The sequence below is a fragment of the Pseudomonas izuensis genome (assembly GCF_009861505.1).
GTDB classification, from domain to species: domain Bacteria; phylum Pseudomonadota; class Gammaproteobacteria; order Pseudomonadales; family Pseudomonadaceae; genus Aquipseudomonas; species Aquipseudomonas izuensis.
The window spans coordinates 125,836-147,163 of the sequence record NZ_WTFT01000026.1 but is presented as its reverse complement, the minus strand read 5'-3'; the positions used below and the strand labels follow the sequence as shown (position 1 = coordinate 147,163).

Sequence of the window (21,328 nt, the reverse complement as noted above, 5' to 3'; positions counted from 1 at the left end):
GACAGAGGGCGCAAAAGACGCCCGAAAAATAAAACTCAGCGACCCCAGCAATCCTTGGTGGTCAGGCCGGCGGTGGCATTGACCATGCTGCGGACACCGGTATTGGTGATCGTGAAATCACCGCACTTGTCAGCGGCCATACTGGTGCCAGCCTTACGCACCGCTGTCAGCAGGAAGGTCTGGTCGGTCAGGGTCGACGTGAGGGTGTAGTAGTCATTGCCCGCACTGAGGCCGGCGGCACCGGTGTAGACGTTTTTCTGGGAATAGAATCGCTCAAGGATTTGCGCCTGTTCGGAAAGCAGACCGGCCACTTCAGTACGGCGGCCCTTCTTCAGATACTCGGTGAAGCTCGGGGCAGCGATGGTCATGACAATCCCGATGATCGCAATCACGATCATGATTTCGATCAGGGTAAAACCGCGGTTGGATCTGTGCATGCCTCAACTCTCGCTTACTGTATTTGTCGCCACATGATGCGACGGCTGCCGCCGCCGGATTTTTCCACCAGCGTGGTGATACTGCCACTGGAATCGTTCACGATTTTGCGGGCTGCGCCATTGACGATGGCATTCAGGGTCGGAATGCCGCCGGTAAAGACCACGCCGCTGGACACTGTGTCGGTGCTATCGATTAACCCATCGCCGGTGGTGTCGAGCACTGCGTAGTTGAGCATCTTACCGCTGAACGCATCGAGTTCGACCAGTTTGCCGGTGCCGAAGCTCGCGCAGGGGTCGGTGGTGTCGATGCTGGCCGTGGTGAACACGATTCGCCCGAGCACCAGGCTGGCCTGGTTGATCACCCGCTCGCCAGTCAGCGCACTGTTATACACCAGCGGCAGATACCAGCCCTTTTCCGCGGGATAGGTCACTTCGTTCTGGCTGGTGGTGATGAATTGCCCGGAGCTTCCCGAGACCACGCCGGTCACGGCCTGGGCCTGCAAACTGGACGCAGTGATCTGTCCTGATCCGCCGTCCGCGTCCCACACCGCATAGAACGCCTGCATATCCTTGTTGGTCTTGTCCGCAGTCTCGTTGAACTTCCCGGTGCCGAAAAATACCTCTTTGCCACCCAGCGAGTTATCCGCCAGCAAGGGCTGAGCGGTAATCGGCTGGGTCGCGCCTCCGGCCGCGGTAAACAAGGGCTTGCCGGCAAACGCCACCCCCCAGCTATCGGTGCTGGTACTGCTCAGATCGAACTTCCACAAGCGACCTTTCAAATCGCCACCATAGGCCGCCTGCACCACGTTCTGCGAGTTGACCTTCAATTCCACCGAGGACAATCCGTTCGTGGTTTCAGTGCTGTCGACAACGATTTTCCTGATCAGCGAACCGTCGCGCAGGTCCACGACATACAACGCGGCCACCCCGGAATTGCTGCCATAGCCGTTGGAAATGAACGCCGCCCATCGACCGTCGGCCAAGCGTGCCACTTCCGGGCGAGCGTAGGCATAACCCAGATCATTGAAAGGACTCGCCGTACTGGCCGTGGCTGGTGCGCTGACTTCCCATAACGCCCGGGTCACGTTACCGGCCGAGGCATCGAACAGTTGCAAAGCATAGAAGGTGCGTCCGCCCGCGCCAGTCCCGCCGAGCGCGAGGGTTTTCCAGGCACCGCTGAGTTGGGCATCGAACACACCCACCTGCCCGTCCACCAGAAATTTATGGCTGACGCCGTTGATGTACGCGGTATCAGCGATATAGCGCAACGATGGCAGCACACTGGACGGCATGTAAGCGTAACGCCGCGTGCCGTTGCCGGCATTAATGACGTTTACAAAACCGTCGTTGGCGTTGACCACCAGGCTGGTGTTCATGTTGGCTGCCTTGGTGGCCAGGTAGGTACTGTAAGTGGTGTCGCCCGACTGGTCGGAGGCGGTTTTATCCGTCGGGGACGCCAGGGCCAACGGCGAGTTGATAATGTCCCCCAGCAGCGCACTGCGCACTTTCAGGCCGGTCTTGTTGGTGCCCTTGCTCCACTCCACCAAGTCACTGCCGGTAATGCCGGTGGGCAGGCCCTGGCTGAGGACAGTTTGCTGGGCCGTGGAGAAATTGGCGAAAGCCAATGTCACTGGGCTGTTGGTCTGGTTGTTCCACGATTGATAGGTCGGCGCCGTGGCACCGGGCACGATGGCCGTATCGGTGGTCCACAACACCGCACTGGTATTGACCGCGCCACTGGAGGTAAAACCAAAGGCCTTGATCGTGCCACGCCAGTCCTTCGGGTCGTAACTGGTCTGGAAGTAACGGGTGCCGCTGCTGAGAATCGTCCCGCTGGTGACCCCACTGCCGCCCGAGCCCGCCTTGGAAGTGATGTCGCTCAGGGCGGAGGACAATGCGGCGTTAAGCCCGGCACTGTCGGTGGCCTGGTAGTACTTGCCCTGACCGTAGCTGGCGGCATCCGACAACATCTGATTGGTCGCGGTAAAACCGACGGTGTAAGTGTTCATGTTCTGCTTGGGAAAGTCCGTGGCGTTCCAGCTTTTGCCCGCCAGGTCCGTCCCGGTGGAGCGCATGTCGATGTCAAAAGCGAACTTGGCGATGTCATCCAGGTACAGCGTGTCACCCTCCCCGTCACCGTTGAGATCGTCGCCATCGTTAGCGCTGTTGCCGTCCCAGTTCGGCAGCCGGGTGCCACCGAGCGGATCATTGGTGGGGAAGGTCCGGTCGTAGGTGGGCAAACCATCCGTAATCACCACGCCGTAGTTTTTCTGGCAGCGATACTGGATCGGACTGGTGTAGGTGGAGGGTGTCGAGTTGTAGTACGACGCCATGCCGCGCATGTAGCGAGTCACTTCGTAATAGGTTTCCGCCAGCGGCGTATTGGCCACGGCACTCAAGCCGTTGATCGAGGCAATCAGCGCGTTGTAGTTGGCATCCACCGACAGATCGCTGACCGCCCGGGCAATAAAGCCACCATTGCCCGGATTGTTGTTCACGGGCGGGTTGAACGTGGCCAGGCCGATACGCAACGTGCGATTGCTGGTAACCAGGTTGGTAGAAACGTCCTGTGCCACGCTGATGCGGTAATCGTTGGGGATTGCATTGACCCCCGTGGTGAAGTCCCGATTGGAACCATTGGCCAGGCCCAGCAGATAGGCCAGATAGTTGGCGGTGTAACGGGTGTTTTCATTGCCCACCGGGTCAGGCAGCTTGAGGCAAACGGGCGTCAGCCCCAGGAACCCCCGATAGAACCCGTACCAGTTGCCACTGGTCGAGCAACCACCCCTGTTCAAGCTCGACAGGGAAATATTGGTATCACTCATGTCCAGATTCTGGCCGCTTATACATGAGGTATTGGAACTGCATATGGCTATCTGCGCGCGGTTGACCGTGGGATCGAAATCCGGCGCCCAGATGATGTTATTCATGCTCCCGGAATCGTCGATCATCAACATCACGTTGGGTGCGACCGCTGCGGCACTCAGCAAGGGTGAGTCCGAAGGCGTGAAGGCATAGGCCGGGGCCGAGAGATACAACCCCAGAACGGCGCCGACCAATGACTGCCAAAGCCCCTTGCGCCGTTCAGTACTTCGCATAGATGCTCTCCACCACGCTGCGAGAGCTGCCCGCGATACCCACGGCGGTCACCCGGTACAAGGTTGCCGAGGTATTGCTCGGCACGTTCACGGCGGTGACGGCGGTGCCAATGTTTTGCACGCCGTAAAAACCATTGCCCGACGCAATCCAGGTCACTCCCGAGTTGGCATTGAAGCCGGCGGCGAGGAGGGTCGACGATTCGCCCGGCGGCGCGCATTGGGTGGTGCCGTTGCACACGGCCAATGAGTAAGTGTCCAGTTGCACTGCGCTTTCACCGACACGCAACGCTGCTTCTGCGCTCTGGAACGACTGATTACGCATGCTCACGCTACCGGCCATTTTTTCTTGCAGGGTGGCGTTCTGCATCGAGGAAAGGCCGATCAGCGTCAGCAGCAACAAAAACACCAGGCTGACCAGTAGCGCCATGCCGCGTTGAGATGCTGCCGAAGAAATACTCATCGCCCTGCCCCTCACGGCAAGCGGTTGCGAAGAGCGGCAACCACGTTGAAGGTTTGATTGCTCACCCGGTTGTTCGGGTCGCTGAGCGTCAGGCTCAGACGCACGCTGCGGATACGCGCGGGGTCCGAAGGGTTGCTGCTGTAACTGGAGGTGGCCGTATCGGTAGCGGAACTGGCGAGGCCGAAGCTGACGTTGAAGGCACTGACGTTATCCACCAGCACCTGCGGGATCGGCGCGATGCCGACACCCATTGTCAGCTGGCCGTTCTTCAGGCTGTAAACCAACCGCCGGATGGGAAACGCCAGTTGTCCCGAAGCGGGCGTGCGCAAATCAGAGTAAGCCGTCGCAGTAGTTCGACAATCGGAAAGCACGGTCCAGGTCGGCGTCCCGCCATTGCTGCCGACATCCGCTGTCACCAGGGTCAATCTCTGGTTAGCGTTATCCCAACTGATCGGCGTGACCTGAGCGGCATTGAAGCTCCCGCCCGTATTCCCATCGGTGATCGTCCCCAGGCAGCCGAACATCCCGACCATGCGGATTTCCTGAATCATTTTGCCCAGCACGAAACGCGCGTCTTCCTGCATGGCGGCAGCGCTGTTCTGGCTGACGTAAGTGTTTTTCGCGGCAATGAAAACCTGCACCACGCCCAGCACCACGATCAGGCTCAAGGCCAGGGCGATCAGCAGCTCGATCAGGCCGAACCCTCTTTGGAGGCGGCTCATGGCGTCGCCACCGGATCGGCCGTCGCACGGCTGGTGAGCACAAAACTGCGGCGGGCGTTGGCGTTGTTGGCGGCCCGGGAGTCGTCCCAGGTGATGGTGATGGTGTACACGCGCTGATAAAGGGCGATGGTGCCGGTTGCAGTAGCGCCCCCGAAATTGACGATATTGCTGGTGAAATCGTAGAGGTCCTGGTCCCGGGCGACACTCGGATTGCCCGACGTCGGCGGTGTAATAGTGTAGTCGGCGGCAGCGTTGGCGCGAATGCGGTCCATCATGTCGTAGGCGATGAAACTGGCTTGGCTGGTCATGCGCGCACTGTCGGTGTACTTCAGCGCATTCAGTTGAATCGCCGCCGCTCCCAGCAGCCCAACGCCCAGAATCAACAACGCAACCAGGACTTCAATCAGCGTCATGCCTTCCTCTGCACCCTTGCTCCCTTGCCTCATCCGCAACTTCCACCCAATAGAATTCGTCCGTTCAAACACACATTCAGCGTCCTGCTTTGCGTTCCCGACACATAACTGATCACCAACGCCGTGGACGATGACGACAAGCCGCCCAGACTATTGAAATCAATGGCGGTCACTCCTGAGGTTAGCGTCAGCGTCGCACCGTTGCTCATCGCTGGAATAACACGCAATACATTGGCCGGGGTGCCCGTGCCGTCATACACCGACAATTCACCCGTCCAGAGACTGCCGCCTGCCGTGGGGCGCACCCGCGTGGTCACCCCCCGGTCGATCGCCTCCAGACGGGCGAAGTTCAGGCCATGTTGCAGATCACCGATCTCGGTATCGGCCCTGGTGGCTTGCGTCGAACGGGTAAACGCCGGGACACCCAGCATGATCAGGACCAGAAAGACGGCTATGGCGATCAGCAACTCGATCAGCGTGAAACCTTTTGTACGATGATCCATCGATGCCCTCCGTTGCCGTCGGCTATACCTGCTCTTACACGCTAGAACATTCGACCGCCAAGGCGAGGCTGTTTCGCCATCACTCGTGTACGGATTGCACGAAGCTCAACACTCCAGGGAGGGAGATGCCATGCATCAGCAAGGCTTCAGCTTGATCGAACTGCTTATGGGACTGACGATTGCCGGGATTGTTCTGCATTTGGTCAGTCCGGCGCTTGCAGCGGTCAAGGAATCGAACTATCGCGAGGAAGCGGCGAGGTCGCTTGTCAGCGGAATGCGTAGCGCAAGAAGCGAAGCCATTGCCCGAAACCAGACCGTTGTGATTTACGGAATAAACGGCGACTGGGCTCAGGGTTGGCGGATGATTCTGGATATCAACGGCAAAGGGCATGAGGACAGCAGCAATCCGCTGCTCGTTGAGCACCAGGGCAGTGCTCGAGTGCCTGTCGTGGGTAATAGACCGGTCAGGAGTTTTGTAAGGTTCAGCGGTCTGGGCGAGCCATTGCTGCCCAGTGGCGCTTTTCAGGCGGGGACATTACACATTTGCTCAGCCCGGGAGTCCTTGAGCCAATACCAAGTGGTACTGGCCCGGACCGGCATTGTCAGCCTGCGCAGCAAAAGGACTGAACAGGCGCTTTGCGTGGGAGGAGAAGACTCAGAGGAGGGAACGAACGCGTAGCTCTTTAGGCATGGAGAACGTGATGTTCTCTTCCCGCCCAGCCAGTTCGTCTGCACCGGTGGCACCCCAGGCCTGCAATTGCTGGATCACGCCACGCACCAGGACTTCCGGAGCGGAGGCACCAGCCGTAATACCGATGCGCTCGACACCTTCGAACCAGCTCTTTTGCAGGTCTTCGGCTCCGTCGATCAGATAGGCCGGGGTGGCCATGCGCTCGGCGAGTTCTCGCAGGCGATTGGAGTTGGAGCTGTTCGGACTGCCCACCACGAGCACCACATCGCATTCGTCGGCCAGTTGCTTGACCGCGTCCTGACGGTTTTGCGTGGCGTAGCAAATATCGTCCTTGCGCGGACCGCCAATGGCCGGAAAACGCGTACGCAGGGCGTCGATGACGCGGCTGGTATCGTCCATGGACAGGGTGGTCTGGGTGACGAATGCCAGTTTTTCGGGGTTGTGCACTTGCAGTTCAGCGACGTCTTTCTCGTCTTCGACCAGATAGATCGCACCGCCGTTACTGGCATCGTACTGACCCATGGTGCCTTCCACTTCCGGGTGACCGGCATGCCCGATGAGGATGCATTCACGACCATCGCGGCTGTAGCGCGCGACTTCGATATGCACCTTGGTCACCAGCGGGCAGGTGGCATCGAACACTTTCAGGCCACGGCCTGCGGCTTCGGTGCGCACGGCCTGGGAAACGCCGTGGGCACTGAAGATCACGATCACATCGTCCGGCACCTGATCCAGCTCCTCGACGAAGATCGCACCGCGGTTGCGCAGGTCTTCGACGACGAATTTGTTGTGAACCACTTCATGGCGCACATAGATCGGCGGCCCGAAGACTTCCAGGGCGCGGTTGACGATTTCGATCGCCCGGTCCACACCGGCGCAGAAGCCACGGGGGTTGGCGAGTTTGATTTGCATGCTGAGCCTCGTGTCTTGCGCGCGAAAATTGATCGTAAACCCGTAGGAGCAAAGCTTGCTCGCGATAGCGGTGGATCAGTCAACGGTGATATTGACTGAAATGACGCTATCGCGAGCAAGCTTTGCTCCTACAGATGACCCTATGAGGTCATTTACAACGCTTTGACGGAGATGATTTCCACGTCAAAGGTCAGTGTCTTGCCAGCCAGCGGGTGGTTGAAGTCGATGGTCACTTGCGCATCATCGAATTCTTTCACCACGCCCGGCAATTCAGTATTGGCCGCATCGTTGAAGATCACCAGCAAACCGGGCGACAGGTCCATGTTCTGGAACTGCGAGCGCGGGATGATCTGCACGTTTTGCGGATTCGGCTGGCCGAAAGCGTTTTCCGGCTCGATGCTCAGCGTACGCTTGTCACCCGCCTTGAAACCGAACAGCGCTGCTTCGAAACCTGGCAACAGGTTGCCGTCACCGACCTTGAAGGTCGCCGGGGCTTTGTCGAAGGTGCTGTCCACCGTGTCGCCGTTCTCCAGGCGCAATGCGAAATGCAAGGTGACTTCCGTGTTCTGGCCGATGCGTTGTTCAGCCAATACCTGTTCAGTCATGAACGGCTTCTCCGGTCTTTTTACTTTTGAACATGTCCAGTGCCAGCATGACTGCGCCTACAGTGATAGCACTGTCGGCAAAGTTGAACGCCGGGAAGTACCAGCGGTTCTGCCAGTGCACCAGAATAAAATCGATCACATGGCCCAAGGCAATGCGGTCATACAGATTGCCCAGCGCGCCACCCAGCACCAGTGCCAGGGCGACTGCCAGCCAGGTATCGTTGCGCCCCAGGCGCTTGAGCCACACCACCAGCACCGCACTGACCACGACCGCGATCAAGGCAAACAACCAGCGCTGCCAGCCTGAGCTATCGGCCAGGAAGCTGAATGCCGCACCAGTGTTGTAGGCCAGGGTCCAGCTGAAGTAATCGGGGATCACCACAATTTGCTGGTACATCGCTAGCTTGCCTTCGAAGTAGAACTTGCTGGCCTGGTCGATGACCAGGACCAGCAAACTCAACCAGAGCCAGCCCAGCCGTCCGAAACGGCCAACGGCATTAGGCATAGTGGCGAACCTCGCCGGCGCCGCTGATGTTGTCGACGCAACGACCGCAAATTTCCGGATGCTCCGGGTTCACGCCGACGTCTTCACGGCAGTGCCAGCAACGGGCGCACTTGGCGTGGGCCGATTTGACGATCTTCAGCTTCAGGCCGCTGACTTCGGTGACCACGGCGTCGGCCGGTGCCTGCACAAACGGTGCAACACTGGCGGTGGACGTGATCAGGACGAAGCGCAGTTCGTTGCTCAGCTTGGCCAGGTCGGCGCTCAGCGCGTCTTCGGCGAACAGCGTCACTTCGGCCTGCAGATTGCCACCGACGGCCTTGGCCGCGCGCTGGATTTCCATTTCCTTGTTGACCGCCACCTTGACCGCCATGATCCGGTCCCAGTAAGCACGATCCAGCTCGAAGCCTTCCGGCAGCTCGCTCAGGCCTTCGTACCAGGTGTTGAGCATGACCGACTCGTTGCGCTCGCCCGGCAGGTATTGCCACAGTTCGTCGGCGGTGAACGCCAGGATCGGAGCAATCCAGCGAACCAATGCTTCGGAGATGTGGAACAACGCGGTCTGGCACGAACGACGGGCCTTGCTGTCAGCGCCAGTGGTGTACTGACGGTCCTTGATGATGTCCAGGTAGAAACCGCCCAGCTCCTGCACGCAGAAGTTGTGGATCTTGGAGTAGACGTTCCAGAAGCGGTATTCGCCGTAGTGCTCTTGCAATTCGCGTTGCAGCAGCAGGGTGCGGTCCACGGCCCAACGGTCCAGCGCGAGCATTTCTTCGGCCGGCAGCAGGTCGGTGGCCGGGTTGAAGCCGGTCAGGTTCGAAAGCAGGAAGCGCGCCGTGTTACGGATACGCCGGTAGGCGTCCGCACTGCGTTGCAGGATCTGCTCGGAAACCGCCATTTCGCCCGAATAGTCAGTCGAAGCGACCCACAGACGCATGATATCGGCGCCCAGGGTGTCGTTGACCTTTTGCGGCGCAATCACGTTGCCCAACGACTTGGACATCTTGCGGCCGGACTCGTCGACGGTAAAACCGTGGGTCAGCAGCTCACGGTACGGCGCGTGGTTGTCGATGGCGCAACCGGTCAGCAGGGACGAGTGGAACCAGCCACGGTGCTGGTCCGAACCTTCCAGGTACAGGTCGGCACGGGGGCCGGACTCGTGACCCATCGGGTGTGAACCGCGCAGAACGTGCCAGTGCGTGGTGCCCGAGTCGAACCATACGTCCAGCGTATCGCTGATCTTGTCGTACTGCGGCGCTTCATCGCCCAGCAGCTCAGCGGCGTCCAGCTTGAACCAGGCTTCGATGCCTTCGACTTCGACGCGCTTGGCGACTTCTTCCATCAGTTCGACGGTACGCGGGTGCAGCTCGCCGCTTTCCTTGTTCAGGAAGAACGGGATCGGCACGCCCCAGTTGCGCTGACGGGAGATGCACCAGTCCGGACGGTTGGCGATCATCGAGTGCAGGCGCGCCTGGCCCCAGGCCGGAACGAATTTGGTGTCTTCAATGGCTTTGAGCGAACGCTGGCGCAGGGTGTCGCCTGTGGTCGGCTGCTTGTCCATGCCGATGAACCACTGCGCGGTGGCGCGGTAGATCAGCGGGGTCTTGTGGCGCCAGCAGTGCATGTAGCTGTGTTCGATGACGGTGGTGTGCAGCAGAGCACCGACTTCGGTCAGCTTGTCGACGATAGCCGGGTTGGCCTTCCAGATGAACTGGCCGCCGAAGAACTCCAGCGAGGGCACGTAGACGCCATTGCTTTGAACCGGATTGAGGATGTCGTCATTGACCATGCCGTACTTCTTGCAGGTCACGAAGTCGTCTACGCCGTAGGCTGGCGAGGAGTGAACCACACCGGTGCCGGCACCCAGTTCGACGTAGTCGGCCAGATAAACCGGCGACAGACGGTCGTAGAACGGGTGGCGGAAGTTGATCAGTTCCAGTGCTTTACCGGTGGCGGTCGCGATGACCGAGCCTTGCAGGCTGTAACGGGACAGGCACGACTCGACCAGCTCCTCGGCCAGCACCAGCAGTTTGTCGCCGACGTCGACCAGGGCGTAGTTGAATTCCGGGTGAACGTTCAGCGCCTGGTTGGCCGGAATGGTCCACGGGGTGGTGGTCCAGATCACGATCGAAGCAGGCTTGGCCAGCGATGGCAGGCCAAATGCAGCCGCCAGTTTGGCTTCATCGGCAATCGGGAACGCCACGTCGATGGTCGAGGACTTCTTGTTCTCGTACTCGACTTCCGCTTCAGCCAGGGCCGAACCGCAGTCGAAGCACCAGTTCACGGGTTTGAGGCCCTTGAACACGAAACCGCCCTTGACGATTTCCGCCAGGGCACGGATTTCACCGGCCTCGTTCTTGAAGTCCATGGTCTTGTACGGGTTGGCGAAGTCGCCCAACACGCCCAGACGGATGAATTCGGATTTCTGGCCTTCGATCTGCTCGGTGGCGTAGGCGCGGCACAGTTCGCGGGTCTTGTCCGCGCCCAGGTTTTTGCCGTGGGTCACTTCGACCTTGTGCTCGATCGGCAGGCCGTGGCAATCCCAGCCCGGAACATAAGGTGCGTCGAAGCCCGACAGGGTCTTCGAGCGGATGATCATGTCCTTGAGAATCTTGTTCAGTGCATGACCGATGTGAATCGTGCCGTTGGCGTACGGAGGACCGTCGTGCAGGACGAACTTCGGACGATCCTTGCCAATCTCGCGCAACTTTCCGTACAGGCCAATGCTGTCCCAGCGCTGCAGAATCTGCGGTTCGCGCTGAGGCAGGCCGGCCTTCATTGGGAAGGCGGTGTCCGGAAGGTTTAGCGTGGCTTTATAGTCGGTCATTTAAGGCTCTTCATTAGCGATGGGCGCTAGGTGCGGCTAGTGCACGGGCGGCGGCGACATCCGCGTTGATCGCCGTTTTCAACGCCTCCAGAGAGGCGAAACGCTGCTCTTCACGCAGCTTGTGGTGGAAAACCACCGTTAAACGCCGGTCGTACAAATCGCCGGCAAAATCTAAAAGATGCACTTCCAGGTGGGCTTTGCCATCACCTTGGACCGTAGGCCGTACGCCGATGTTGGCGACGCCGGGCCAGGTCTTGCCGTCGATCTCGACGTTGACCAGGTAGACCCCGGTGAACGGCACGCGACGGCGCTTGAGTTGTATGTTGGCGGTGGGCGTACCCAGCTGCCGCGCGAGCTTCTGGCCGTGCAGCACGCGACCGGCAATCCGGTACGGGCGGCCGAGCAGGCGTTCGGCGAGGGTAAAGTCGGCAGCCGCCAGCGCATTACGCACCTGGGTGCTGCTGACGCGAATCCCGTCGAGCTCGACGGTCTGCGCCGCTTCGACGGTAAAACCCTGCACGACGCCGGCCTGTTGCAGGAAATCGAAATCCCCTACCCGGTCACAGCCGAAGCGGAAGTCGTCGCCGACTTCAAGATGCTGTACGCCGAGGCCGTCCACCAGGATGGTATCGACGAACGCCTTGGCGCTGAGTTTGCTCAGACGTTGATTGAACGCCAGGCACAGGACCCTGTCGACACCTTCGGCGGCCAGCAATTGCAGTTTATCCCGCAGACGGGCCAGACGCGCCGGCGCCGTGTCCGGAGCGAAGAACTCCCGCGGCTGCGGCTCGAAAATCACCACGCAGCTGGGAACGCCCAACTCGAGCGCACGCTCACGCAACCGCGCCAGGATAGCCTGGTGGCCACGGTGTACACCGTCAAAGTTGCCAATAGTGGCGACACAGCCCCGATGCTGGGGGCGCAGATTGTGGAGGCCTCGAACCAGCTGCATAACGCGCTTCTTGCTCATAAAGTGGTCGATTATAACCACACCCGGCGGCCGACGACAGGCAACACCGTATTCCAAAGTCATCGAGCCGACAAAAATGCCGGCCCGCCCATGTTTTTCGAAGTTTTTCCCTTAGCCCAGCGCTTTGCGATTGAAATCGCGCAAACGGAAACCCATCAACACTAACATGCCGAAATAGGCCACCACACCCGCAATCACCAGGGCGCCCAGGCGCAGGAAGCGCTCAAGCATCTGCCCCTCACCCCAGGCTGGCATAAAGTGCATCCCGGCCAGCAGCACGCCAGACATCACAGAAACCGCGACCACCAGCTTGAAGCCGAACTTCGCCCAACCCGGCTGTGGCTGGTACATCTGCTGCTTGCGCAACTGATAAAAGAGCAGCCCGGCATTCAGACAGGCCCCGGCACTGATGGCAAGCGCCAGGCCGGCGTGAGCCAGCGGACCGATCAGCACCAAGTTGAACAACTGCGTGACGATCAGGGTAAAAATCGCAATTTTTACCGGCGTACGGATGTTCTGTTGCGCATAAAAGCCCGGAGCTAGCACTTTAATCACAATAATCCCGAGCAGACCGACCGAATAGGCGATCAGCGCTCGCTGGGTCATGGCGGCATCAAATGCATTGAATTGACCGTACTGGAACAGTGAAACCGTCAGCGGCTCGGCCAAAATCCCCAATGCCAGGGAGCAAGGCAATACCAGCATGAAGCACAGGCGCAGGCCCCAGTCGAGGATGCGCGAATATTCGAGGCGATCCTTATTGGCGTAAGTCTTGGCCAGGGTCGGCAGCAGGATCGTTCCCAACGCCACGCCCAGTACGCCGGACGGTAACTCCATCAAGCGGTCGGCGTAGTACATCCAGGATACGGAGCCGGCCACCAGGAACGAGGCGAAGATGGTATTGATGATCAGCGAAATCTGACTGACCGATACCCCGAGAATCGCTGGCAGCATCTGTTTCATCACTCGCCACACGCCACTGTCGCGCAGGTTCAGGCGCGGCAGCACCAGCATGCCGATCTTTTTCAGGTGGGGCAGCTGATAGAGCAACTGCGCCAGCCCGCCGACCAGTACCGCCCAGCCCAGCGCCATTACCGGCGGATGGAAATACGGCGTCAGGAACACCGCGAAGACGATCATGCTGACGTTAAGCAGCGTTGGCACGAAGGCTGGTACCGAAAAGCGGTTCCACGTGTTAAGGATCGCGCCAGCCAATGAAGACAGGGAAATCAACAAAATATAGGGAAAGGTCACCCGCAACAGGCTGGCGGTCAGCTCGAACTTCTCCGGAGAATCGACGAAACCCGGTGCAGTCACCCAAATGACCCATGGCGCGGCTATCATGCCCAACGTCGTGACTAGCGCCAGCACCAGCGTCAACAGACCCGAAACGTAGGCAATAAACGTTTTTGTAGCTTCTTCACCCTGCTGGGTTTTGTACTCGGCAAGAATCGGCACGAATGCCTGGGAAAACGCCCCTTCGGCAAAGATGCGTCGCAACAGGTTGGGCAGTTTAAAGGCGATAAAGAAGGCGTCGGTCGCCATTCCCGCACCGAATGTGCGCGCAATGAGGGTGTCACGAACGAATCCCAGAATCCGGGAAAGCATTGTGATAGAGCTGACGGCGGCCAACGATTTGAGCAGATTCATTGAAAGAGTTTGTGCCTGTCGATAAACAGCAGGCGAACTACGCGCCTACTTGTGCGATACTCCGCGCCGCAACAGCACAGAGCCAAAGCTCGCGAGTTTACAGGTCACACGCCGGAAAGAAATATCCCGCGCAGACGACCTCATGAAAACGTGACGAGCGAAGGCAAGACAAGGCGAAAGCAGGCGAGAAAGCGGAGTTGACGAACGTCAATGAGCATTTCAAGCCTGCTTTCAACGCTGTATTGCCGAGCGCAGTAGTTTTCATGGGGTCGGGGCCGACCACTTAGCGGAACGTTTCTTCCGCCCTTGACAAGACTTCAACTCATCGGCATGATTCGCGGCCTATTTTGTTTGCTATTTCCTAAAAAGTCTTTCGAGGAGCTCGACGGTGGCCAACTCACCTTCCGCCAAAAAACGTGCAAAACAGGCTGAGAAGCGTCGCAGCCACAACGCCAGCCTGCGTTCCATGGTCCGTACCTACATCAAGAACGTAGTTAAGGCCATCGACGCAAAAGACGCTGCTAAAGCTCAAGCTGCTTACGTTCTGGCTGTGCCAGTTATCGACCGTATGGCCGATAAAGGCATCATCCACAAGAACAAGGCCGCTCGTCATAAGAGCCGCCTGAATGGCCACGTCAAGGCCCTGAACGTTGCCGCTGCTGCCTAAGCGACACGTTCATTAAAAAACCGACCTCAGGGTCGGTTTTTTATTGCCTGCGATATGGCGAACGCGACGCAAAAAAAATGTAGGAGTGAGCCAGCTCGCGATGATGGTGTTCCAGTCGAGATCAAAACTGACTGATACACCGCCATCGCGAGCAGGCTCACTCCTACAATTGGTTTTGCGTCGTTATTACTGGACGGGCGCCCACGGCAAAATCGGAATCGCCGTCACCGCATTCTGCGGACCGCCTTCGATCAAGCGATCGCTGTAGACCAGATAAACCAGCGTATTGCGCTTCTTGTCGAGAAAGCGCACCACCTGCATGGTCTTGAATACCAGCGAGGTGCGCTCCTTGAACACCTCCTCGCCATCCTTGAGCTCACCCTTGAAGCTGATCGGCCCGACCTGGCGACAGGCAATTGAAGCCTCGGCGCGGTCTTCAGCCAGACCCAAACCACCCTTCACGCCACCGGTCTTGGCACGTGACAGATAGCAGGTCACACCTGCGACCTTCGGATCATCAAACGCCTCGACAACGATCCGGTCGTTCGGGCCGACGAACTTGAACACCGTCGATACCTGGCCAATTTCCTCGGCCGAAGCCAGCAGCGGCATCGCCAGCAGCAGCCCCAACAATCCTTTTGCCACACGCATTCAGGTATTCCCTCAGACCAGAATCAGATTATCGCGATGAACCAGCTCTGGCTCCGCCATATAACCCAACAAACCGACTATCGCATCAGACGACTGACCGATGATTTTTTGCGCTTCAAGCGCACTGTAGTTGGCCAGGCCACGAGCAATCTCTCGACCGTCCGGCGCGACGCACACCACCATTTCGCCGCGGCGGAAGCTGCCCTGAACCAATTTCACACCCACCGGCAACAAACTCTTGTTGCCCTGGGACAACGCCGTCACCGCTCCCGCATCCAGTACCAGCGTGCCACGGGTTTGCAGGTGCCCGGCCAACCATTGCTTGCGCGCCGCCAGCATGCCGCGCTCAGGCGAGAGCAAGGTGCCAATGCGCTCGCCCGCCTTGAGGCGATCCAGCACACGCTCAATGCGCCCACCCACGATGATCGTATGCGCCCCGGAACGCGCGGCCAGGCGCGCAGCGCGCAATTTCGTCTGCATGCCACCACGCCCCAATGCACCACCGGTACCACCCGCCACCGCATCAAGCGCCGGATCATCGGCACGCGCTTCGTAAATCAACTGAGCATCGGGATTGTTGCGCGGATCGGCGTCGAACATGCCATCGCGATCCGTCAGGATCACCAGCAAATCAGCCTCGACCAGGTTAGCCACCAGCGCCGCCAGGGTATCGTTATCGCCGAAACGGATTTCGTCGGTGACCACGGTGTCATTCTCGTTGATCACCGGAATCACCTTCAGCTCGACCAACGCGCGCAAGGTGCTACGGGCATTCAGGTAGCGCTTGCGGTCTGACAGGTCATCATGGGTCAGCAGAATCTGCGCGGTGTGCCGGCCATGCTCGGCAAAGCTTGACTCCCAGGCCTGCACCAAGCCCATCTGACCGATTGCAGCCGCGGCCTGGAGCTCGTGCATTGCACTGGGTCGGACAGTCCAGCCCAGACGGCTCATACCGGCCGCTACCGCCCCGGAGGACACCAGCACCAGCTCGACACCCGCCTCATGCAGAGCCACCATCTGCTCTACCCAGACACCCATTGCCGCGCGATCCAGGCCTTTGCCGTCCGCCGTCAGCAAAGCGCTGCCGATTTTCACGACCCAACGCTGCGCACCTGTCACCTTGCTCCGCATCATCTTCAACCTTAGCTTGAGGACAGCGCGACCCAGCGCTGCCCGTGACGTTATTCGTGAGTTCCGATTTCCAGATACCAAAACGCCGCTCGATTGAGCGGCGCTTAAGTTTACTGCAACGAATCAGTCGCGCACGTAAATGATTTCCGGTCCGTCTTCATCATCCACATCTTCTTCATCCCAATCATCGTCGCCGATGTCGTGGACCGACTTCACGCCGCTGCGACGCAGGGCACGCTGGTCGTCCAGCGCCTGCAATTGCGCACGGGCTTCATCTTCGATGCGCTGATCAAGCTCAGCCAACTCTTCCTTGTAGGCTGGGTCGTTAGCCAGGCGATCGGCACGATCTTCCAGGTAACGCATGATGTCGTGGCACAGACGCTCGGTGTTCTGCTTGGCAATGGCCGAGATCACATAAACCGGGCCGGTCCACTCCAGACGATCAACGATCTCCTTGACGCGGGCATCGTGCTCTTCGTCGAGGATCTGGTCGCACTTGTTCAGGATCAACCAGCGATCACGCTCAGCCAGGGACGGGCTGAATTTGGTCAGCTCGCTGACGATGACTTCAGCCGCATCCGGCGCACTGGTGTCATCCAGTGGCGCCATGTCCACGAGATGCAACAGCAGGCGCGTACGCGACAAGTGCTTGAGGAAGCGAATCCCCAGGCCCGCACCATCGGAAGCACCCTCGATCAGCCCCGGAATGTCCGCAACCACGAAGCTTTTCCAGCGATCGACGCTGACCACACCCAGGTTCGGCACCAGCGTGGTGAACGGGTAGTCGGCAACTTTCGGCTTGGCGGCCGACACCGAACGGATAAAGGTACTTTTACCGGCGTTCGGCAAACCCAGCAGACCCACGTCCGCCAGCACCTTCATTTCCAGCTTGAGATCACGCTGATCACCCGGCTTGCCCGGCGTGGTCTGGCGTGGCGCACGGTTGGTACTGGATTTGAAACGGGTGTTGCCCAGACCGTGCCAGCCGCCATGGGCAACCAGCAGCTTCTGGCCGGCCTTGGTCAGGTCGCCGATCACTTCCTGAGTGGCCGAGTCGATCACCGTAGTGCCCACAGGCACACGCAGGACCAGATCCTCACCCTTCTTGCCGGTGCAGTCGGTGCTGCCGCCGTTGGAGCCACGCTCGGCATCGAAGTGCCGGGTGTAACGGTAGTCGACCAGGGTGTTGAGGTTTTCGTCGGCCATCATGTAGATGGAACCGCCATCACCACCATCACCACCGTTAGGACCGCCGTTCTCGATGAATTTTTCGCGACGGAAGCTCATGCAACCGTTGCCGCCGTCACCGGCCTTTACTCGAATCGATACTTCGTCAACAAACTTCATTACACAACGCCTCTCGCCATACGGACGAGCCGAAAAACACTAAGACATAAGACTCTTGCAAAAATGAGCGCAGCGACCTCAATCAACGACCGCACAGTCCAGCGCGCCGACAGCCCATACAAACAGTTTTGCAAGAGACTCACCCCACAAACGAAAAAGCCCCGTCGCAAGACAGGGCTTCTCCAGCATTCTCGCAGTTAGGCTGCGACAACGCTCACGTAACGACGACCGAAGGCGCCTTTTACTTCGAACTTGATCACGCCTTCGACTTTAGCGAAGAGAGTGTGATCTTTACCCATGCCTACGCCGTAGCCAGCGTGGAATTGGGTGCCGCGCTGACGCACGATGATGTTGCCTGCTTTGATAGCCTGGCCGCCATACATCTTCACGCCAAGGCGTTTGGCTTCTGAGTCGCGACCGTTACGGGTACTACCACCAGCTTTTTTGTGTGCCATGAGTTCAATTCTCCTAGTGAGGAATTAGGCTGAAATTAAGCCTGAATACCGGTGATTTTGATCTCGGTGTACCACTGGCGGTGGCCCATACGCTTCATGTGGTGCTTACGGCGACGGAACTTGATGATGCGGACTTTATCGTGACGACCTTGGGAGATCACTTCAGCCACAACGGTAGCGCCAGCAACAACTGGAGCGCCGATATTCACGTCGTCGCCATTGGCAACCAACAGAACGCGATCAAAGGTAACGGATTCGCCGGTAGCGACTTCCAGTTTTTCGATCTTCAGGTATTCACCTGGGGCGACTTTGTACTGCTTGCCGCCAGTAACGATTACTGCATAAGACATGGTATTTCTCCGATAATCCTGCTCACCCAGCTCTTTATAAGAAGAGGTATTGGCTGGCATGGCTGCATTTGGCTGGAGGCCGCTTGCAATTGCGTAAGGCAGGTGCTGCCCAGGAAGTTCAGGGTGCGCGATTGTACGCAAGGCACGAGCGCCTTGCAATAGGCCGTCCATCGCGCCTTGACAGGCCCGGACGTGGGTCCTAGCATGCCGCGCAACCCTTCTGGAGCGACTGTCGCTGATGCAACCCCAAGCTTTCTACCGCGCGGTCGCGGACGATTTTAGCGCCGTCGACGGCATCATCAAGAAGCAGCTGACTTCCCGAGTCCCGCTGGTATCGAAAATCGGCGACTACATCACCTCGGCCGGCGGCAAACGCCTTCGACCTTTATTAGTGTTGCTGTGTGGCAAGGCCCTGGGCCGCGAAGGCGATGACCTGCGCCTGCTCGCCGCGACCATCGAGTTCCTGCACACCGCGACCCTGCTGCACGACGACGTGGTCGACATGTCCGGCATGCGCCGTGGCCGCTCGACCGCCAACGCCATGTGGGGCAATGCGCCAAGCGTGCTGGTGGGCGACTTCCTGTATTCACGCTCCTTCGAAATGATGGTCGAACTGGGCTCCATGCCGGTGATGAAAATTCTTTCGCAAGCCACGCGCATCATCGCCGAAGGCGAAGTGTTGCAGCTGTCGAAGGTCCGTGACGCCAGCACCACCGAAGAAACCTACATGGAAGTCATCCGCGGCAAGACCGCAATGCTCTTCGAAGCCTCGACCCACAGCGCTGCGGCCCTGGCTGGTGCAACATCCGAACAGAGCGAAGCGCTGCGCACCTTCGGCGACCACCTGGGCGTGGCGTTCCAGCTGGTCGACGATTTGCTGGACTACAAAGGCGACGCCGAAACCCTGGGCAAGAACGTCGGTGACGATCTGGCCGAAGGCAAGCCGACCCTGCCGCTGATCTACACCATGCGCGAAGGTACGCCGGAGCAGGCAGCCCTGGTGCGCAAGGCGATCCAGAAAGGTGGCATCGAAGACCTGGAAAGCATCCGTGCAGCCGTGGAAGCCTCAGGCTCACTGGAGTACACCGCACAACTCGCCCGCGATTACGTGGCCCGTGCGATCAAGTGCCTTGAAGCGTTGCCCGCCAGCGAGTATCGCGATGCGCTGGTCGAATTGAGCGAGTTTGCGGTCGCCCGCACGCACTGATTTCCGCTGTTCTGTAGGAGCGAGCCTGCTCGCGATGGACGTTAACGACAACGCGGGTATCCAGGATAAACGCGGTGTCCTTGAGTTCTTCGCGAGCAGGCTCGCTCCTACAGGTTCCGGCACTCCCCCCTCTCCCGCCTAAAACCCTATACAATGTGCGCTTTTTAGCGATCCTGAATCCAAGGAGCCTTAGTGAGCACATTGCCACCCTGCCCGAAATGCAATTCCGAATACACCTACGAAGACGGCGCGCAGCTGATCTGCCCCGAGTGCGCTCACGAATGGTCCGCCAGCGGCGAAGCCGAAGCGGTGTCCAATGACGCGGTGAAAAAGGATTCGGTCGGCAACGTCCTGCAGGACGGCGACACCATTACCGTGATCAAGGACCTCAAGGTCAAAGGCACGTCGCTGGTGGTCAAGGTCGGCACCAAGGTCAAGAACATCCGCCTGTGCGACGGCGATCACGACATCGACTGCAAGATCGACGGCATCGGCCCAATGAAACTCAAATCCGAGTTCGTCAGAAAAGTCTGATTTTGCCGTACCCCATCCCGCGCCCGTCGTGGGATGGTGCTTTGCCCTCCCCTTACGCCAGTTGCTTTGACCCAGCGCAATCCTTACCCGGAAAAACCCACAATCAGCCAATAGACCCTTGCTATTTAGCGAATAAGAATTATTCTCATTGAATCCCAATCAATGGAGATGAGAGATGACTTATTTGATCGATGCCTGGCTGGACCGCCCACACCCGTACCTGAGAATCCTCCACCGGGAAACCGGGGAAGTCTGTGCGGTGCTTGAAGAGGAAGCGCTGAGTGAACTGCAGGATCAGGGTGACCTGGATCTCAATGGCTTGAATTCCAGCGAACCCGTGGTGCTCAAGGAGGTGGTGAGAAATCTGTTTCTGTTCTGCTATGCCCGGGCGTTGCGCCCGACCAGTGAGTTGCATCACAAGATCGAAATATGAGAAACGCAAAACCCTGTGGGAGCAAAGCTTGCTCGCGATGCAGGCAACTCGGTATCGCCTTGAAACCGAGCTGATGCCATCGCGGGCAAGCCTTGCTCCCACAAGATCAAAAGCTTACAGAACGTCGAGCAGCTCGACGTCGAATACCAGAACGCTGTGCGGCGGGATGCTGCCAACGCCTTGAGCGCCGTAAGCCAGTTCGCTCGGCACGTACAGGCGCCATTTGCTGCCGGCATTCATCAGTTGCAGGGCTTCGGTCCAACCGGCGATCACGCCGCCAACCGGAAATTCCGCAGGCTGGCCGCGCTCGTAGGAGCTGTCGAACACAGTGCCGTCGATCAGGGTGCCGTGGTAGTGAGTACGCACGGTGTCTTCACGGGATGGTTTGGCGCCTTCACCGGCAGTCAGTACTTCGAACTGCAGGCCGGACGCCAGGGTGGTGATGCCGTCACGCTTGGCGTTTTCAGCCAGGAAGGCCAGGCCTTCGCCAGCGGCCGCTTCAGCCTTGGCAGCCGCTTCGGCTTGCATGATTTCGCGGATCACCTTGAAGCTGGCGGACATTTCTTCCTGACCAACGCGGCTTGGCAGACCTGCGAATGCGTCGGTCAGACCTGCCAGGATCGCGTCCAGGCTAACGCCCGGTGGCGGGTTGTCGCGCAGTTGGTCGCCCAACTGACGGCCAATACCGTAGCTGACGCGGGTTTCGTCGGTGGACAGATTTACTTCGGACATGACACTGCTCCGCTGTGCGGACGGCCCGGGA

23 protein-coding genes are annotated in these 21,328 nt (G+C 59.1%); 5 read left to right on the top strand and 18 right to left on the bottom strand.

Going from position 1 to position 21,328, the window contains the following annotated elements:
* Window positions 1-35 precede the first annotated feature (35 nt).
* The 6 genes from GPL81_RS21645 to GPL81_RS21620 are packed head-to-tail and all read right to left on the bottom strand — an operon-like array spanning window position 36 to window position 5,633.
* Window positions 36-437: a type IV pilin protein gene (locus GPL81_RS21645; RefSeq protein WP_160108380.1), complete on the bottom strand. Its 402-nt coding sequence runs from the start codon at window positions 435-437 to the stop codon at window positions 36-38.
* A gap of 14 nt (window positions 438-451) precedes the next feature.
* Window positions 452-3,535, bottom strand: coding sequence for a pilus assembly protein (locus GPL81_RS21640; RefSeq protein WP_160108379.1), 3,084 nt, complete (start codon window positions 3,533-3,535; stop codon window positions 452-454).
* Entirely contained in the window at window positions 3,522-3,995 is a 474-nt protein-coding gene (locus tag GPL81_RS21635; protein WP_160108378.1) for a pilus assembly PilX family protein, read from the bottom strand. Before GPL81_RS21635 ends, GPL81_RS21640 begins: the two co-directional genes overlap by 14 nt.
* An 11-nt stretch (window positions 3,996-4,006) precedes the next feature.
* Complete coding sequence (locus GPL81_RS21630) at window positions 4,007-4,717, bottom strand: PilW family protein (protein WP_160108377.1); 711 nt, start codon at window positions 4,715-4,717, stop codon at window positions 4,007-4,009.
* Complete coding sequence (gene pilV, locus GPL81_RS21625; RefSeq protein WP_160108376.1) at window positions 4,714-5,163, bottom strand: type IV pilus modification protein PilV; 450 nt, start codon at window positions 5,161-5,163, stop codon at window positions 4,714-4,716. The genes GPL81_RS21630 and pilV overlap by 4 nt, the downstream gene beginning before the upstream one ends.
* Window positions 5,160-5,633 carry a GspH/FimT family pseudopilin gene (locus GPL81_RS21620; protein ID WP_160108375.1) on the bottom strand — a complete coding sequence of 158 codons (474 nt, stop codon included), beginning with the start codon at window positions 5,631-5,633 and terminating at the stop codon, window positions 5,160-5,162. The genes pilV and GPL81_RS21620 overlap by 4 nt, the downstream gene beginning before the upstream one ends.
* A gap of 130 nt (window positions 5,634-5,763) precedes the next feature.
* Here GPL81_RS21620 and GPL81_RS21615 point away from each other — a divergent pair, with 130 nt between their 5' ends.
* Window positions 5,764-6,312 carry a GspH/FimT family pseudopilin gene (locus tag GPL81_RS21615; RefSeq protein ID WP_160108374.1) on the top strand — a complete coding sequence of 183 codons (549 nt, stop codon included), beginning with the start codon at window positions 5,764-5,766 and terminating at the stop codon, window positions 6,310-6,312.
* Here the strand turns inward: GPL81_RS21615 and ispH are convergent.
* The 6 genes from ispH to murJ all read right to left on the bottom strand — a co-directional run bounded on the left by ispH (window position 6,289) and on the right by murJ (window position 13,790).
* Window positions 6,289-7,236 carry a 4-hydroxy-3-methylbut-2-enyl diphosphate reductase gene (gene ispH, locus GPL81_RS21610; protein ID WP_096515076.1) on the bottom strand — a complete coding sequence of 316 codons (948 nt, stop codon included), beginning with the start codon at window positions 7,234-7,236 and terminating at the stop codon, window positions 6,289-6,291. The genes GPL81_RS21615 and ispH overlap by 24 nt on opposite strands.
* 152 nt (window positions 7,237-7,388) lie before the next feature.
* Window positions 7,389-7,826 (bottom strand): FKBP-type peptidyl-prolyl cis-trans isomerase, encoded by a 438-nt coding sequence (gene fkpB, locus GPL81_RS21605; protein WP_170948729.1) that lies wholly within the window; start codon window positions 7,824-7,826, stop codon window positions 7,389-7,391.
* A gap of 7 nt (window positions 7,827-7,833) precedes the next feature.
* Complete coding sequence (lspA, locus tag GPL81_RS21600) at window positions 7,834-8,346, bottom strand: signal peptidase II (protein ID WP_160108373.1); 513 nt, start codon at window positions 8,344-8,346, stop codon at window positions 7,834-7,836.
* Window positions 8,339-11,170 carry an isoleucine--tRNA ligase gene (gene ileS / locus GPL81_RS21595; RefSeq protein ID WP_160108372.1) on the bottom strand — a complete coding sequence of 944 codons (2,832 nt, stop codon included), beginning with the start codon at window positions 11,168-11,170 and terminating at the stop codon, window positions 8,339-8,341. Before ileS ends, lspA begins: the two co-directional genes overlap by 8 nt.
* 13 nt (window positions 11,171-11,183) lie before the next feature.
* Window positions 11,184-12,122, bottom strand: a complete 939-nt coding sequence (ribF, locus tag GPL81_RS21590) for a bifunctional riboflavin kinase/FAD synthetase (protein ID WP_172901647.1) — start codon at window positions 12,120-12,122, stop codon at window positions 11,184-11,186.
* A gap of 129 nt (window positions 12,123-12,251) precedes the next feature.
* Window positions 12,252-13,790: a murein biosynthesis integral membrane protein MurJ gene (gene murJ / locus GPL81_RS21585; RefSeq protein WP_160108371.1), complete on the bottom strand. Its 1,539-nt coding sequence runs from the start codon at window positions 13,788-13,790 to the stop codon at window positions 12,252-12,254.
* A 388-nt stretch (window positions 13,791-14,178) separates the two neighbouring features.
* Here murJ and rpsT point away from each other — a divergent pair, with 388 nt between their 5' ends.
* Window positions 14,179-14,457, top strand: a complete 279-nt coding sequence (gene rpsT / locus GPL81_RS21580; RefSeq protein WP_007970922.1) for a 30S ribosomal protein S20 — start codon at window positions 14,179-14,181, stop codon at window positions 14,455-14,457.
* A gap of 186 nt (window positions 14,458-14,643) precedes the next feature.
* On the opposite strand, the gene GPL81_RS21575 is transcribed toward rpsT, so the two are convergent.
* The 5 genes from GPL81_RS21575 to rplU all read right to left on the bottom strand — a co-directional run bounded on the left by GPL81_RS21575 (window position 14,644) and on the right by rplU (window position 18,391).
* The gene (locus GPL81_RS21575) at window positions 14,644-15,108 is read right to left on the bottom strand and encodes a CreA family protein (protein WP_160108370.1); all 465 of its coding nucleotides are present in this window, start codon (window positions 15,106-15,108) and stop codon (window positions 14,644-14,646) included.
* Window positions 15,109-15,120: 12 nt separating this feature from the next.
* On the bottom strand, window positions 15,121-16,239 hold the full coding sequence (gene proB / locus GPL81_RS21570; RefSeq protein ID WP_160108419.1) for a glutamate 5-kinase: 1,119 nt from the start codon (window positions 16,237-16,239) through the stop codon (window positions 15,121-15,123).
* A 123-nt stretch (window positions 16,240-16,362) separates the two neighbouring features.
* Complete coding sequence (gene cgtA / locus GPL81_RS21565; protein ID WP_160108369.1) at window positions 16,363-17,586, bottom strand: Obg family GTPase CgtA; 1,224 nt, start codon at window positions 17,584-17,586, stop codon at window positions 16,363-16,365.
* Window positions 17,587-17,783: 197 nt separating this feature from the next.
* Window positions 17,784-18,041 (bottom strand): 50S ribosomal protein L27, encoded by a 258-nt coding sequence (rpmA, locus tag GPL81_RS21560; RefSeq protein ID WP_003281574.1) that lies wholly within the window; start codon window positions 18,039-18,041, stop codon window positions 17,784-17,786.
* Window positions 18,042-18,076: 35 nt separating this feature from the next.
* The gene (gene rplU / locus GPL81_RS21555) at window positions 18,077-18,391 is read right to left on the bottom strand and encodes a 50S ribosomal protein L21 (protein WP_007950961.1); all 315 of its coding nucleotides are present in this window, start codon (window positions 18,389-18,391) and stop codon (window positions 18,077-18,079) included.
* A gap of 238 nt (window positions 18,392-18,629) precedes the next feature.
* On the opposite strand from rplU, the gene GPL81_RS21550 reads away from it, so the two are divergent.
* From GPL81_RS21550 to GPL81_RS21540, 3 genes are all read left to right on the top strand, one after another.
* Window positions 18,630-19,598: a polyprenyl synthetase family protein gene (locus GPL81_RS21550; RefSeq protein ID WP_096515060.1), complete on the top strand. Its 969-nt coding sequence runs from the start codon at window positions 18,630-18,632 to the stop codon at window positions 19,596-19,598.
* Between the two features lie 192 nt (window positions 19,599-19,790).
* Window positions 19,791-20,132, top strand: a complete 342-nt coding sequence (locus tag GPL81_RS21545; protein WP_096515059.1) for a zinc ribbon domain-containing protein YjdM — start codon at window positions 19,791-19,793, stop codon at window positions 20,130-20,132.
* 175 nt (window positions 20,133-20,307) lie between these two features.
* The gene (locus GPL81_RS21540) at window positions 20,308-20,565 is read left to right on the top strand and encodes a PA4570 family protein (protein ID WP_160108368.1); all 258 of its coding nucleotides are present in this window, start codon (window positions 20,308-20,310) and stop codon (window positions 20,563-20,565) included.
* Between the two features lie 114 nt (window positions 20,566-20,679).
* On the opposite strand, the gene bamJ is transcribed toward GPL81_RS21540, so the two are convergent.
* Entirely contained in the window at window positions 20,680-21,297 is a 618-nt protein-coding gene (bamJ, locus tag GPL81_RS21535) for a BamJ family beta-barrel-assembly machinery protein (protein ID WP_056855672.1), read from the bottom strand.
* Between the last annotated feature and the right edge of the window lie 31 nt (window positions 21,298-21,328).